13 protein-coding genes are annotated in these 13158 nt (G+C 70.9%); 10 read left to right on the top strand and 3 right to left on the bottom strand.

What is annotated here, in order from left to right; all coding sequences use genetic code 11:
• Positions 1 to 6: 6 nt before the first annotated feature.
• A complete protein-coding gene (locus ABT367_RS26865; protein ID WP_352255701.1) occupies positions 7 to 2199 on the top strand; it encodes a glycoside hydrolase family 31 protein in 2193 nt (730 codons plus the stop codon).
• Here ABT367_RS26865 and ABT367_RS26870 read toward each other — a convergent pair.
• Both ABT367_RS26870 and ABT367_RS26875 read right to left on the bottom strand, forming a co-directional pair.
• Complete coding sequence (locus ABT367_RS26870) at positions 2168 to 2656, bottom strand: GNAT family N-acetyltransferase (RefSeq protein WP_352255672.1); 489 nt, start codon at positions 2654 to 2656, stop codon at positions 2168 to 2170. The two genes, ABT367_RS26865 and ABT367_RS26870, sit on opposite strands and share 32 nt — an antisense overlap.
• A gap of 55 nt (positions 2657 to 2711) precedes the next feature.
• Positions 2712 to 3245 carry an NUDIX domain-containing protein gene (locus ABT367_RS26875; RefSeq protein ID WP_352255673.1) on the bottom strand — a complete coding sequence of 178 codons (534 nt, stop codon included), beginning with the start codon at positions 3243 to 3245 and terminating at the stop codon, positions 2712 to 2714.
• 321 nt (positions 3246 to 3566) lie between these two features.
• Between ABT367_RS26875 and ABT367_RS26880 the strand changes: the two genes are divergently transcribed.
• The 4 genes from ABT367_RS26880 (at position 3567) to ABT367_RS26895 (ending at position 7436) form a co-directional block, all read left to right on the top strand.
• Positions 3567 to 4385 carry a M15 family metallopeptidase gene (locus tag ABT367_RS26880; protein ID WP_352255674.1) on the top strand — a complete coding sequence of 273 codons (819 nt, stop codon included), beginning with the start codon at positions 3567 to 3569 and terminating at the stop codon, positions 4383 to 4385.
• Positions 4386 to 4681: 296 nt separating this feature from the next.
• Positions 4682 to 4990: a hypothetical protein gene (locus ABT367_RS26885; protein WP_352255675.1), complete on the top strand. Its 309-nt coding sequence runs from the start codon at positions 4682 to 4684 to the stop codon at positions 4988 to 4990.
• A gap of 197 nt (positions 4991 to 5187) precedes the next feature.
• The gene (locus ABT367_RS26890; RefSeq protein WP_352255676.1) at positions 5188 to 6408 is read left to right on the top strand and encodes a hypothetical protein; all 1221 of its coding nucleotides are present in this window, start codon (positions 5188 to 5190) and stop codon (positions 6406 to 6408) included.
• Positions 6409 to 6590: 182 nt separating this feature from the next.
• Positions 6591 to 7436 (top strand): alpha/beta fold hydrolase, encoded by an 846-nt coding sequence (locus ABT367_RS26895; protein WP_352255677.1) that lies wholly within the window; start codon positions 6591 to 6593, stop codon positions 7434 to 7436.
• Between the two features lie 102 nt (positions 7437 to 7538).
• Here ABT367_RS26895 and ABT367_RS26900 read toward each other — a convergent pair whose 3' ends face one another.
• Positions 7539 to 8168 carry an LUD domain-containing protein gene (locus ABT367_RS26900; RefSeq protein WP_352255678.1) on the bottom strand — a complete coding sequence of 210 codons (630 nt, stop codon included), beginning with the start codon at positions 8166 to 8168 and terminating at the stop codon, positions 7539 to 7541.
• A 155-nt stretch (positions 8169 to 8323) separates the two neighbouring features.
• Between ABT367_RS26900 and sigJ the strand changes: the two genes are divergently transcribed.
• From sigJ to ABT367_RS26925, 5 genes are all read left to right on the top strand, one after another.
• Positions 8324 to 9253 (top strand): RNA polymerase sigma factor SigJ, encoded by a 930-nt coding sequence (gene sigJ, locus ABT367_RS26905; protein WP_352255679.1) that lies wholly within the window; start codon positions 8324 to 8326, stop codon positions 9251 to 9253.
• A 134-nt stretch (positions 9254 to 9387) separates the two neighbouring features.
• Positions 9388 to 10023: a GNAT family N-acetyltransferase gene (locus ABT367_RS26910; protein ID WP_352255680.1), complete on the top strand. Its 636-nt coding sequence runs from the start codon at positions 9388 to 9390 to the stop codon at positions 10021 to 10023.
• 309 nt (positions 10024 to 10332) lie between these two features.
• Positions 10333 to 10776 carry a Zn-ribbon domain-containing OB-fold protein gene (locus ABT367_RS26915; protein ID WP_352255682.1) on the top strand — a complete coding sequence of 148 codons (444 nt, stop codon included), beginning with the start codon at positions 10333 to 10335 and terminating at the stop codon, positions 10774 to 10776.
• Complete coding sequence (locus ABT367_RS26920; RefSeq protein WP_352255683.1) at positions 10773 to 11963, top strand: lipid-transfer protein; 1191 nt, start codon at positions 10773 to 10775, stop codon at positions 11961 to 11963. The genes ABT367_RS26915 and ABT367_RS26920 overlap by 4 nt, the downstream gene beginning before the upstream one ends.
• A gap of 426 nt (positions 11964 to 12389) precedes the next feature.
• On the top strand, positions 12390 to 13124 hold the full coding sequence (locus ABT367_RS26925; RefSeq protein WP_352255684.1) for an MIP/aquaporin family protein: 735 nt from the start codon (positions 12390 to 12392) through the stop codon (positions 13122 to 13124).
• Positions 13125 to 13158: the final 34 nt, after the last annotated feature.

Consider the following 13158-nt stretch of genomic DNA (forward strand, 5'->3'; position numbering starts at 1 on the left):
ACCGGGGTGGAGCCGGGTCCCGGCGGGGGTGTCGTGCGGTTCGCTCGGTCCGAGCTGCGGGTGTGTGTGACCGGGGGCGGCGCCGTGTTCTGGGGCTGGGACGGTGCGGGTCCCGAGCCCTCGTACGCGCTGTCGGGCCCACGGCCCGAGCCGGATCCGCGGGCGTTCCTCGAGCCGGACAAGGACGGCGGCTGGCGGGTGGTGTCGGAGCGGGTCATGGTCGTGGTGTCCCGGCACGGCACGGTCGAGGTGCGCACCCCGGGCGGGGTGGTGCTGCGGCGGGATCTGCCGCCGCGCTGGTGGGAGCCGGCGGGCGGAGGCGGTGCGCGCTGGGTGCAGCGGTCCGAAGTGGGCGCCGACGCGCGGTTCTTCGGGCTCGGCGGGCGGGCGGCGGGGCCGCGCCTCGCGGACGGCACGTACCGGCTCTGGAACACCGATCCCGGCGGGTCCTTCGCGCCCGGTGACGATCCGCTCTATCTGACGATGCCGGTGCAAATGGTGGTCGCGGACGCGGGGACGCATCTGGTCTTCCACGACAACTCCTGGGACGGATCCGTCACCCTGCGCGAGGGCGAAGAGGGGGCTGGTTCCGGGCATGACCGGCCCGGGACTGCCGAACTGCGCGTGGACGGGGGTCCGTTGCGCTGCTGGGTCGTGGTCGGGACGCCGGCCCGGGTGCTGCACGCCTGGGCTTCGCTGACGGGGGCGCCTGCGGTGCCGCCGGCCTGGGCGCTCGGGTATCAGCACGCGCGGTGGGGGTTCGGGTCGGCCACGGAAGTCCGCAGCGTGGTGGCCGGGTATCAGGAGCGGGGACTGCCGCTCGGCGCCGTACATCTGGATATCGATCACTACGACGCGCATCAGGTGTTCACGGTCGATCGCGTGAACTTCCCGGAACTGCCCGCGCTGGCCGAGGAGTTGCGGAACCAGGGGACGCGGCTCGTGTCGATCGTCGACCCCGCGGTGAAGGCCGAGCCGGGCAATGCGCTCTTCGACTCGGGCAGGGCCGAGGATGCGTTCGTACGGGATGCGAGGCGCCGGCTCGTACGGGGTGTGGTGTGGCCGGGTGAGTCCGTCTACCCGGACTTCACCGCGCCGCATGTGCGGGCCTGGTGGGGACGGCAGTACGCCGAGCGGCTCGGGCAGGGGTTCTCGGGATTCTGGCATGACATGAACGAGCCGGTGTCGTTCGCCGCGTTCGGCGATCCGTCGCTGCCGCGGTCGGCGCGGCACGCGCTGGACGGACGGGGCGGCGATCATCGCGAGGCGCACAACGTCTACGGGCTGTGCATGGCGCGGGCCGCGTACGAGGGGCTGTGTGAACTGCGGCCCCAGGAGCGGCCGTTCCTGTTCTCCCGCTCGGGCTGGGCGGGGTTGCAGCGCTACGGCGGCACCTGGTCCGGGGATGTGGAGACCAGCTGGGCGGGGCTGCGGGCCTCGTTGGCGCTGGTGCTCGGTCTCGGGCTGTGCGGGATTCCGTATTCGGGGCCGGATGTGGGCGGGTTCAGCGGGCGGCCGTCCGCGGAGCTGTATCTGCGGTGGTTCCAACTGGGTGCGTGGCTGCCGTTGTTCCGTACGCACTCGGCGATGAATGCCGGCCGGCGTGAACCCTGGATGTACGGGGACGAGGTCCTCGCGCATGCGCGGGCGGCGCTGGAGGAGCGGCACCGGCTGCATCCGTACTTCGTGACGCTGTCCCAGCTCGCGTCGCGCACGGGGGCTCCGTATGTGCGGCCCCTGTGGTGGTCGGCACCGGAGGACCGGGCGCTGCGGGACTGCGACGATGCGTTCCTGCTGGGGGATGCGCTGCTTGTGGCGCCGGTGTTCGAGCCCGGTGCCGACCGGCGGGCGGTGCGGCTGCCGCGGGGTCGGTGGTACGACACCGTCGGCGAGCGTGCGTATGACGGGCCGGGACAGGTGCTGCTCGACGCTCCCCCGTCCCGAATCCCGGTGCTCGCGCGGGCCGGGACCGTGGTGCCGGTGCGCGGCGAGGACGGGGAGCTCGAGCTGGAGGTGTGGGCGCCGCTGCGGGGGCGTACCGGCGGAGGGCTTGTCGTGCGCGATCCCGGGGACGGCTGGGAGCGGGCCGAAGTCGAGCGCTATGTGACGCGGTGGAAGAACGACCGGGTGGTGGTCGTGCGGGAGACGGACGCGGGTGTGGAGGAGGTCACGGAGAGGGTGCGGGTGCGGGGGGTGTGAGGGCCGGGTCCACGATCGTGAACCACAGCTCCGGGCGCTCCCAGGTCACCTTCGGCGGGCTGGGCGGGAGCGTGCCGGTGCGGTGGGCGCCCATCGCGCGGTAGAAGCCCTCCGAGGGCGGGTGCGAGACCACGCGTACGCCCGAAAGGCCCGCCGTGCGCGCCTCGTTGAGCATATGTGCGATCAGGCGGCGCCCGGCGCCGTTGCCCTGTGCCGCGTCGGCGACGAAGGCCAGGTCGAGCTCGGGCGGATCGCAGATCAGCGAGTAGAAGCCGAGTGGCGCGCCTTGCGGGTCCTCGGCGAGGAACACGCGGTGGCGCGCCACGTAGTCGGGTGTCACGCGGTAGCCCTCGAGGATCGAGGCGTACGTCCCTTCGTACGCGCTCGACGCCAGCATCAGGGTGGTGAGGGCTGGTGCGTCGGTCGGCAGGGCTCGGCGGATGGTGATCGGGTCCATGCGGGCGAGTATAGGAGCGTACTCGGATAGTGACCGTTACATTCGGCCGGCTTCCTTACGCGTAGCGCCCCTCGAACCAGGCCGCGGCGGCCACCGTGTGGAGCGGGAAGCCGAGGGCGGAGGGGGCGCGCAGGAGGGAGCGGGCGGTGGTCTCGTCGGTCGGCGCGAAGGGCGGGAGCTCCGCCGCGGGGCGGGGCGGCAGGACGCCGAAGAGGAGGAGGTGGCCGTCCGGGGAGCTCAGGGCGTCGGCGAGACGGACGTCGCGTTCGTCGGCCTCGATGCCGGTCTCCTCGCGCAACTCCCGTACCAGCGCGTGCCGCCAGTCCTCGTTGTGATCGACGAAGCCGCCGGGCAGGGCGAGTTGGCCGCGGGCCGGCTCGATTCCGCGCGTGATGACGAGCAGGCCCATGCCTTCCGTGTCGTGGACGGGCTGCAGAGCGACGGCAACCGGAAGCGGATTCCGGTAGGCGACGGCTCCGCAGACCGTGCAGGTTCGGGGCCAGCCGGAGACGTCCGCGTAGGGAGCGCCGCAGCTCGAACAGTGGGAGTCCTGGGCGGACTTGGCGGGGGAGGATACAGGCTCGGGCACGGGCGGGACTGTAGCGGAACGCCGACACGCCTGTGCGGCCGCCCACCCTGGTCGTCGGACTCGTCCGTCTTGGGGGTGTCGTGTGCCGTCTGACTTGCCCGTCTTGGGCTTGGCTTTCCTGTCTGGCTTGCCTGTCTTGGGCTTGCCTCCCCTGTCTTGCTTGCCCGTCTTGGGCTTGCCCTTGCCCGTCCGACTCGCCCGTCTTGGGCTCACCCTTCGCCGACTGACTCGCCCGTCATGGGCCCACCCTTCGCCGACTGACTCGCCCGTCATGGGCTCACCCTTCCCATGCGCCCCATCCGACTGGTAGACGGAGGTGCCATGACTCGTCTTTCGCGTACGCGCGCGGTGTGGCGCGCCCTCGCCGTCGCCGCTGCCGCCCTGCTCACCGTGACGGCGGTGCCGGCCACGGCCGGTGCCGAGCCGGAGCCCAAGGCGCCCGAGGAGTTCGTGGCACTCGACCGGGTGGACCCCACGATCCTGCACGAGATGCGCTACACGACGGCGCACAACTTCGTCGGGGAGCGCATCGACGGCTACCGCCAGCCGGTCTGCATCCTGACGAAGCCGGCCGCACTTGCTCTGCGCAAGGCCCAGCGGGGGCTGCTGAAGCAGGGGTATTCGCTGAAGGTGTACGACTGCTACCGGCCGCAGCGGGCGGTGGATCACTTCGTACGGTGGGCAGAGGATCTGGACGACGAGCGGATGAAGAGCGAGTTCTATCCGAACGTCGACAAGTCCCGCCTCTTCGCGGACGGTTACATCGCGGCGAAGTCGGGGCACAGCCGGGGTTCCACGGTCGACCTCACCGTCGTGAAGCTGCCCGCGCTGCCGACACGGCCGTACGTACCGGGCGAGCCGCTGGTTCCGTGCTTCGCGCCGGTGGACGAGCGGTTCCCGGACAGTTCGGTGGACATGGGCACGGGTTACGACTGCTTCGACACGTTGTCCCACACGGACGATCCGCGGATCACCGGGGAGCAGCGGGCGAATCGCGATCTGCTCCGGGGGGCGTTGAGTGGGGTCGGGTTCGTGAATCTGCCGGAGGAGTGGTGGCACTTCACGTACAAGCCGGAGGTGTTTCCGGAGACCTACTTCGACTTTCCCGTGAGTCGGCGGTCCGTGGGCGGCAAGTCGTAGGCGGCACCTGAGGCCGGCCGGCGCGACCTCGGTCGCGCTGGTCGGCGCCTGTCGTATGTCGGCCTGGCGGGGGCAAGGGCCTCAGGGCTCAGGGCTCAGCAGCAGGGCCCTTGCCGGCCGAGCCTTGAGGAACGGACGATCGCCGCATGCCCATGAGCCGAGGCGCCTTCTGTGACGTTCCGTTGACGATTCTCTTCCCGCACCTATTGGCCGCTGACGTGGAGTCCATGAGGCGTACCGCTCATGCTGTCGATGCGGCTCGCGGCGGCGGGGACGCGGCGGAATGGGAATGGTCCGTGAGCCATGCGGGCTTTGACGGCCCGCAATCATGGACACCGGTCATCCTCGGGGTGGACATCATCGAGAGAGCGGGGCAGGGCGATCATCTGGAGTTCCTGCTGCAGGTCGTTTGGACGGACCGGGGCCGACTGGCAGTGACGGCAGAGGTCAACGTGGCCTGCTGGTGCGCGACCGATCACGCGACCCACGGCGTCGATCCCCTCAGCCTCGTCACCGGTGACGAGACCTCGCTGCCTCGTGCCTTCCAAGCGGGGGCCGAGCGATTGGCAACGTGGCTGGCCGGCCCTCGCAACGCGGACGACTGACGCGCGAGCGCCGGCCTTCCCGCTCGGTTGCCTCACGTATAGGTCGGACTTCTTGGGGAGTTGGTGCCGAATGGAAGGCGTGCGCTCGCCCCCACGCACCACTCCGTCCGCAAGCTGCAACATGGCCGAAGGGGCGGTGAAGGGGGCAGCAGATATTGCGTGGCCGTGGGGGCCCTTGTCGGGCAGGGTTCCGGAGGATGACTGAGGCAGACGAGATGTACTACGCCCGCAACGGCACTCTCGAGGGACTGTTGCAGCGGGGGCGGGGCCTGGGTGCCGTCCGGGCCAGGGAGGATCCTGCGGCAGCGGCACCATTCGTGTACGACGGAATCCGCCGGGACTGGAGATGGGACAACCTCGTCGACGAGCGGGCCGTGTATCTGGCACAGCTCGTCCGTGAGTTGGCGATGCCCACGGCACCGGTCGTGGACCAGTTGTCTGGGTCCGAGGACGAGTGCTCACGGGCCGCCGACGTGCTCGTGCTGCTCGCGCCGGCCGGTTCGGACGAAGCCCGCGACGGGCTGCGGGCCTACATCTGCGGCGGCGAGCACTGGGTCATGGTTCTGGAGTTGGTCGCGGACCGATGGCCGGACGCATGGTGGGAGGACCTGGCCGACGTCGCACGAACCCGCATCGGTCAGGAACCGGAGCCGCCTTGGCGCGCCGAGCCGTGGACCCGCTTCGGGATCGCAGTGCAGCGGCCCGCCTCACGCCCGGTTCGGCCGGACCTGACCGGGCATACGGACGGCCAACTGCTCGACCTGCTGATGAAAGCCCTGCCCGGCGACCGCATCCGGGGCGACGCCCTGCGCGAACTGTGCCGCAGGGAACCGGTGGAGGGACTGATCCCGCTCGTCCCCTCTCTGGTCACCCCGTCCGGCCGGCTCCCCGTGGTCGGGCTGACCAGAGCTGTCGAGCACCTCGGTGCGCTGGCCGTTCCAGAGGCCCGCCGCTGGGCACACGCAGAGCCCGAGTGGCTGGCCCGGATCGGCCGGGACGTCCTCGCCGACCAGCTCGTCCCCGAGGCACTCCCGGGCCTGGTGGCCGAACTCTCCGAGCTACGACGCACCCGCACCTGGTGCGGTCCGGCGGCCACTGCACGGCGGCTGGCCCGATTCGGGCCCGCGGCCGCACGAGCGGCGGGGGATCTGCGCCGGCTCTGGCTGCACACTCCGCACTCCTACGAACGGGCCGCCTACTTGGAAGCGCTGGCGGCCATCGATCCGTCGGGCCTGGATTACGCGTACTCCGAATCCCTCTGGGACTGCCAGGAACAGGCACAGCTCCTCGGTATCGCCCATGCGCAGGACAACCCGTCAACGCTTGCGCACATCGCAGCGCTGCGCGACGACCCGATGGTGCCCGCTGACATACGGATTGCAGCGGCGGCGCGCCACCATAGAGGGCTCGGCTCTTGACGCCAGGTGGGGCGGTGGGCGTGTGCGGCGGGTGGTGGCCGACGCTGGTCGGCTGGCCAGGAGTCTTCTCTTGAGCGATGAGTTTGCGGGGGCCGGCAGGTCCAAGGGGTGGGATGCGTCCGAGGGAACGGGCTTGTCCCAAGGATCGGACATCAGGCAACGCGCTGCGCTCAGGAGGAAGTATGACCACCGAATCGAGCACTACGGTCACCCCACGGATTCTTGAAGTGCCCGGCGCGCGCCTGCATTACGAGGTGCGGGGACGGGGGCCGCTCATCGCGTTGGTCGGGGCGCCGATGGATGCCGGGGCGTTCGCGCCGTTGGCGGAGCTTCTCGCGGTCGACCACACCGTGCTCACCACCGATCCGCGAGGCATCAACCGCAGTACGCTCGACGACCCCGGGCAGGACTCCACGCCGGAGCTGCGGGCCGACGATCTCTCCCGGCTGCTCAGCCACCTGGGCGCCGGGCCTGCCACCGTCCTTGGCTCCAGCGGTGGTGCCGTGACCGCGCTGGCCCTGGCCCAGGCACACCCCGAGCAGGCGCACGTCGTCGTCGCGCACGAACCGCCGCTGGTCGAGCTGCTGCCTGAGCGCGAGAAGGTGCACGCCGAGACGGACGAGATCATCGCCGCCTATCTCGCGGGCGATGTCATCGGCGCTTGGACCAGGTTCATGGCCCAGGCGAACATCTCCCTGCCCGAGGGTGCGATCGAGGGGATGTTCGGCGGGGAGCGCGATCCGCGGCAAGTCGCGGACGAGCGCCGCTGGTTCGCGCACGAGCTGCGGGCGACCACCCATTGGCGGCCCGACCTGGACACCCTGCGGTCCATCAGTGCGCGCATTGTGGTCGGCATCGGCGACGACTCGGACGGAGAGGAATGCGACCTCACCTCACGGGCGCTCGCCGAGACGCTGGGTATCGAGCCGGCGCGGTTCCCCGGTGGGCACACCGGGTTTGCCGAGGACCCGGGGGCTTTCGCCACGCGGCTGCGTGAGGTGCTCCGCCCAAAGCGGAGTCAGGTCTGACACCGGGAACGGCGCGGCGGGGGCGGTCGTTTGCCCGTTTTACGGCGAGCAGTCGGCCGCCCTCGCTGCGGCGTGAGCGCCCGGCAGGAGGGGAAGCGCCCCTCAGAAGCCGAGCGGCTCGCGGACCAGGAGAACCGTGGCACGGCCCGGGTGGGGTTCGGCGTTGAGGATGAGGAGTTTGTTCGAGGCGCTCGGTACTCCGTAGGCCTCCAGGGCGCGTTCGTTCTCCAGGGGCAGACAGTGCTCTTCGATACGGCGCAGTGCGGTGGAAAGGTCGGGGACTACTTTCTGGGCGCCGACGACCAAGATCATGTGGGGTGCCGCGCCCGCGTAGCCCGCCAGTTGGCTGCCGCTGGCCGAGGCGGCCACCAGGGATCCGGTTTCGGTGACCGCGGCGACGCTGCCGACGATGACGTCGGGGGTGGCGATCATCCGCCACATCTCGGTCAGTTGGGTGGAGCGGTCCATGGACCTGCTGCGCGCCTTGACCGAGTCGTAGCGTCCGCTGTCATTGATGTCCTCGTCGATGCCCGTGAGGCGGAGGGTTTCGCTGGCGCCGGTGAAGACGGTGGCGCCCTGCGGGATGAGGTCGCGGACGCGGTCGCGTGCGGCGGCGCCATCGTCGAGGATCTCCACGGCGAAGTTGCGTTCCTTCAGCGCCGCGGCGGTCCGCTCCAGGGTCTCGGGGGAAGCCGGCGAGGTGAACGGGGTGGCCGGAACAGTGGTGGACATGGCGCCTCCTGTGCAGCGGTGGGTGGTCGAGTGCGGTCCTCGCGAGTACGACAACGCGGCCCGCCGGAATGTGAGGCGGGGAGGCTGCGTCACATCCGCGGCCGCTGTCTCGTCGAAGGGAGGACGGCAGCGGCGGCGAGAGGACTGGTGGCGGGATGGGCATCACGGGGACGGGGCACGGGCCGGCCGGTCCGGACGTGAGCGATGTCATCGGCGAGCGGCGCCAGTTGACCAACATCGCCTACCGGTTGCTCGGTTCACTGGCCGACGCCGAGGACGCCGTGCAGGAGGCCTACGCCCGGTGGTACGCGATGCCGCGCGCCGAGCGGGAGGCCGTCTCCTCCCCCGGCGCCTGGCTGACGACGGTGACCAGCCGCATCTGCCTCAATCTGCTCGGTTCGGCGCGGGCGCGGCGGGAGACGTATGTGGGCGAGTGGATCCCCGAACCGCTGCCCGACGGTACGGAGTGGGGCACGGCGCGGACGGGCGGTGCCGCAGCGGATCCGGCCGACCGGGTCACCCTCGACGAGTCGGTCGGCATGGCCTTCCTCGTGGTCCTCGAGGCGATGACGCCGGCCGAGCGGGTCGCCTTCGTCCTGCACGACGTCTTCCGGTACTCCTTCGCCGAAGTGGCACGGATCGTCGGCCGTACGCCGGCGGCCTGTCGCCAGCTGGCCTCGTCGGCCCGGCGCCGTATCCGCGCCACGCAGTCCGCTGCGCCACCGAGGGACCGGCAGGCCGAGATCCTCAGGGAGTTCCGGCGGGCGTGGGAGGCCAAGGACATCGGCGGACTCGTCGGCCTGCTCGATCCCGAGGCCACGGCGATCGCCGACGGCGGCGGGCTCGTCCAAGCCGTGGATGTGCCGATCGTGGGCGCCGAGCGGATCGCGAGTGCCTGCGTCGGGATCGCCGAGCGGGTGGAGCTGACGCTTCTCGAGCGTACGGTCAATGGCCGGCCGGGCCTGGTGAGCGTGCAGGACGGCGTCACGGTGGCGGTGCTCGCCTTCGAGATCGTCGACGACCGGATCCGGCGCATCTGGTCAGTGCGCAACCCCGAGAAGCTGCGGGCGTGGACGGAGGGCTGACGGCGAGCGGGGAACCAGCGGTCCTCCGGGAGCGGGGCTTGACCGGCGCAGCCACGTAAGGTTCCCTGGCGGGCAGCACTCATTACCCGTACTCGCCGCCGGTCATCCAGGCGGCAACGCCTCGGGAGGACGCGATGCTTGCCGACACCGTCAGGATCTGGGCGGAAGGCTGGGCGCTGTCGCGGCGCACACCTCCGCCGGTGGAACACCCCTGGGGCTACTACATCGAGGTCGCCGGAAATCCCGCAGAGGTGGGGCGTCATGTACTGCCGCACGCGGATGAGTCGTCGGTACGCGGGGCGGCCGGAGCGGTGACCGAGCCGCGGACCTGGATGAAGATGCCGGCCGAGCCCGGGAGCATCGAGGCCTGGCTGCCTCCGGGATGGGTGGTGGCATGGGAGGAGACCGGCCATCTGATGGCGGTGGACCTGGCGGCGTCCCGGCCCGTTCCGCCCGAGGGGTACGTCGCCACGGTCGAGGCGCTCGACGATGTCGTGTGCGTCCGCGTGCTCGACACCGACGGGGACCTCGCGGCAACGGGGCAGTTCGCACTGCTCAGGGACACCGTCGTGGTGGACCGGGTGACGACCGAGCCGGCCCATCGGCGGCGCGGCCTGGGCGGTTTCGTGATGCGCGCGCTCTCCGACGAGGCCTCGGCGCGGGGCGCGTCCGTGGGCGTCCTCGGCGCGACGGATGCGGGACGTGCGCTGTACGAGACGCTGGGCTGGAAGAAGCACTCGACGCTGGCGGAGTGCATCTACAAGCCTTGAGCGGGAGTGCATCACGAGCCCCGAACGAGCCCTCGGTCAGCCCTCACAAGGGAGCGCCCGACGCAGCGAAGGCGGCCAGGACCACCCCCGTGGGTCCTGGCCGCCCGTTGCGGCGAGGGGCTCGGGGCCGGGCCTCGAGCTCCTCACCTCATCCGAGACGCAGCCGGGCCGTGTCCGGTTCTCGCGGGGCCCGATCGAGTTCCGTACCGGAGCGCTCGGCGATGTCGGCGCAACCGCCCCGGGTGACGGGATCACCCACGCCGTGGCACACTTCTGACGTTCCGTCAGATCCGGTGCCGGGGAGGGGTCATGTCTCGTACACGCACACCAGTGGTGGCCGATTGGTTCAGTGGCGAGGGGGAGGACTTTCGGCTGCTCGGTACCCGATGCGGCGCCTGCGGCTCGGTCTTCTTTCCCCGCGAGGACTCCTTCTGCCGCAACCCGGGCTGTACGGGCGGCGAGCTGGCCGAGGTCCCGCTGTCCAAGCGCGGCCGCATCTGGTCGTACACCGACGGGCGTTACCGGCCACCCCTCCCCTACGTTTCCGATCCGGACGCCCAGTGGGAGCCGTACACGCTGCTCGCCGTGGAGTTCGAGGACGAGCGCATGGTCGTGCTCGGGCAGGCGGTGCCCGGGGTGACCACGGCCGAGCTCGAAGTGGGGATGGAGGTCGAGGCCGTGCCCGGCGTGCTCAACGTGGATGCCGACACCACCTGGACGACCTGGCACTTCAAGCCGGTGAGCGCGCGATGAGCCGGGACGTGGCGGTTCTCGGCGCCGGGATGCACCCGTGGGGCAAGTGGGGCCGGAGCTTCATCGAGTACGGAACGATCGCGGCGCGCAAGGCACTTGAGGACGCGGGGGTCGACTGGCGCGATGTGCGGTCGATCGTCGGCGCGGACACGGTGCGCGGCGGCTACCCCGGATATGTCGCCGGGGCCACGTTCGCCAAGGCGCTGGGCTGGCAGGGTGCGCGCGTCACGAGCGTGTACGCGGCGTGCGCCTCGGGCGCGCAGGCCATCAACACCGCGCGTACGCAGATCCTTTCGGGGCTCGCCGATGTGGTGCTCGTGGTCGGTGCGGATGCCGCTCCGAAGGGGTTCTTCCGGCCCGCGGGCGGCGACCGGCAGGATGATCCGGACTGGTTGCGCTTCCGGGTGCTCGGTGCCACCAACCCGGCGTACTTCGGGCTCTACGCGCGGCGCCGGATGGCGTTGCACGGGGACACACTCGAGGACTTCGCGCAGGTCAAGGTGAAGAACGCGGCCTCGGGCGCGCTCAATCCGTATGCCCGGTACCGCAAGACGGTGACGGCGGAGGACGTCGCGGCCTCCGCGGTGGTGGCCGACCCGCTGCGGCTGCTCGACATCTGCGCCACCTCCGACGGGGCGGCGGCGCTCGTGCTGTCCAGCATGGACTTCGCGCGGCGGCACGGGCAGGCCGACCCGGTGCGGATACGGGCGGTCTCGACGGTGACGCCGCAGTACCCGCAGACGGTGCTCGATCTGCCGGACATCGCCACCGACTCGGCAGCGACCGTCCAGCCGCCCGAGCGGACCTTCCGCGCCTCGATCGCGCACGCGGCGTACGAGGAGGCGGGGATCGGGCCGGAGGAGTTGTCGCTCGCCGAGGTGTACGACCTGTCGACAGCTCTCGAGCTGCAGTGGTACGAGGACCTCGGGCTCTGCGGTGAGGGCGAGGGGGCGAAGCTGTTGCGTGAGGGAGTGACCTCTCCCGGGGGCCGGGTGCCGGTCAACTCCAGTGGTGGGCTGGCCTCGTTCGGTGAGGCGGTGCCGGCGCAGGCGATCGCGCAGGTCTGTGAGCTGACGTGGCAGTTGCGCGGCTCGGCGGGTGAGCGGCAGGTGGCGGGGGCGCGGGTCGGGATCACCGCGAATCAGGGGCTGTTCGGGCATGGGTCCGCGGTGGTTGCGGTGCGGTGACGCGGTGGCGGGGCGGGGTGGGGCACGGCGCCTGCGGCGGGCCTTTCTCCCCGCCCCGCCCCTTCCCGGCTGTGACACTTGCGGCTCCGCCGCGTGGGGGCTTCGCCCCGGACCCCTCATCCGAACTTCGTTCGGATCTGCTCAAACGCCGCAGGGGCTGAAACGTGTCCGCGACCTTGACGCTCCCTCAGGCGCGGTGAACACTTCCGGGTGTCAGTCGGCATCGCCGCACCATGATGTCAAGCCGCCTTCAGGGCATCTGCCTGGTCAAAAGGCCATCCCCCACGGGCGATTCGGCTGCTACGGCACGCTCGTCACGGACGCCGAGCGGGGTGGACTCCCCTTGCCCTCGGCGCAGCCGTGCGAATCGCACCCTGCACGGAGGACCGGGGCGACTGGCCCCGGGCTAGGGCCAAGGGAGCCGCCATGTACTCGAATGGGGACGTCTTCGTCGGTGAGATCATCGGCACCGCGATTCTGATTCTTTTCGGCGCCGGTGTGTGCGCCGCCGTCACGCTGCACCACTCCAAGGCGAAAGCCGCCGGGTGGGTCGTCATCGCCTTCGGCTGGGGCTTCGGTGTGCTCGCGGGTGCGTACACCGCGGGCCCGCTGTCCGGCGGGCACCTCAACCCCGCGGTCACCCTCGGGATCGCCATCGACACCGGTGACTGGGACCAGACCCACCTCTACATCCTCGGCCAGATGATTGGCGCCATCCTGGGCGCCGTGCTGTGCTGGCTGACGTACTACGCGCAGTTCCAGGCCAACGGCGAGGAGGAGAAGGCCCAGCCCACGCTCGGCATCTTCTCCACCGGCCCCGAGGTCCGCAATCCTGTGGCGAACGTTGTCACCGAGGTCATCGCGACCATCGGTCTGGTGCTGCCGATCCTGGCGTTCGGCATGACAAAGGGCCTGGCGCCGGACCAGTCCGGCACGGGCACGCTGGTCGTCGCCTTCCTGGTCGTCGGCATCGGTCTCTCGCTCGGCGGACCCACGGGGTACGCCATCAACCCCGCGCGCGACCTCGGCCCGAGGATCGCCCACGCCCTGCTGCCGATCCCCAACAAGGGCGGATCGGACTGGAGTTACTCCTGGGTGCCGGTGGCCGGCCCGCTGATCGGCGGCGCGCTGGCGGGGCTCATCTTCAACGTAGCTTTCTGAGCCGCTCCTCGAGCCGCGTTCTCGGCGGCTCCTC

It is taken from the genome of Streptomyces mesophilus, from assembly GCF_040300965.1.
Taxonomy (GTDB): Bacteria; Actinomycetota; Actinomycetes; order Streptomycetales; family Streptomycetaceae; genus Streptomyces; species Streptomyces mesophilus_A.

Excerpts from the sequence above, each read along its gene's own strand:
- ABT367_RS26870 (WP_352255672.1), bottom strand. The coding sequence starts at position 2,656 with ATGGACCCGATCACCATCCGCCGAGCCCTGCCGACCGACGCACCAGCC.
- ABT367_RS26880 (WP_352255674.1), top strand. The coding sequence starts at position 3,567 with ATGACTCGTCTTTCGCGTACGCGCGCGGTGTGGCGCGCCCTCGCCGTC.
- ABT367_RS26890 (WP_352255676.1), top strand. The coding sequence starts at position 5,188 with ATGACTGAGGCAGACGAGATGTACTACGCCCGCAACGGCACTCTCGAG.
- ABT367_RS26895 (WP_352255677.1), top strand. The coding sequence starts at position 6,591 with ATGACCACCGAATCGAGCACTACGGTCACCCCACGGATTCTTGAAGTG.
- ABT367_RS26900 (WP_352255678.1), bottom strand. The coding sequence starts at position 8,168 with ATGTCCACCACTGTTCCGGCCACCCCGTTCACCTCGCCGGCTTCCCCC.
- sigJ (WP_352255679.1), top strand. The coding sequence starts at position 8,324 with ATGGGCATCACGGGGACGGGGCACGGGCCGGCCGGTCCGGACGTGAGC.
- ABT367_RS26910 (WP_352255680.1), top strand. The coding sequence starts at position 9,388 with ATGCTTGCCGACACCGTCAGGATCTGGGCGGAAGGCTGGGCGCTGTCG.
- ABT367_RS26915 (WP_352255682.1), top strand. The coding sequence starts at position 10,333 with ATGTCTCGTACACGCACACCAGTGGTGGCCGATTGGTTCAGTGGCGAG.
- ABT367_RS26920 (WP_352255683.1), top strand. The coding sequence starts at position 10,773 with ATGAGCCGGGACGTGGCGGTTCTCGGCGCCGGGATGCACCCGTGGGGC.
- ABT367_RS26925 (WP_352255684.1), top strand. The coding sequence starts at position 12,390 with ATGTACTCGAATGGGGACGTCTTCGTCGGTGAGATCATCGGCACCGCG.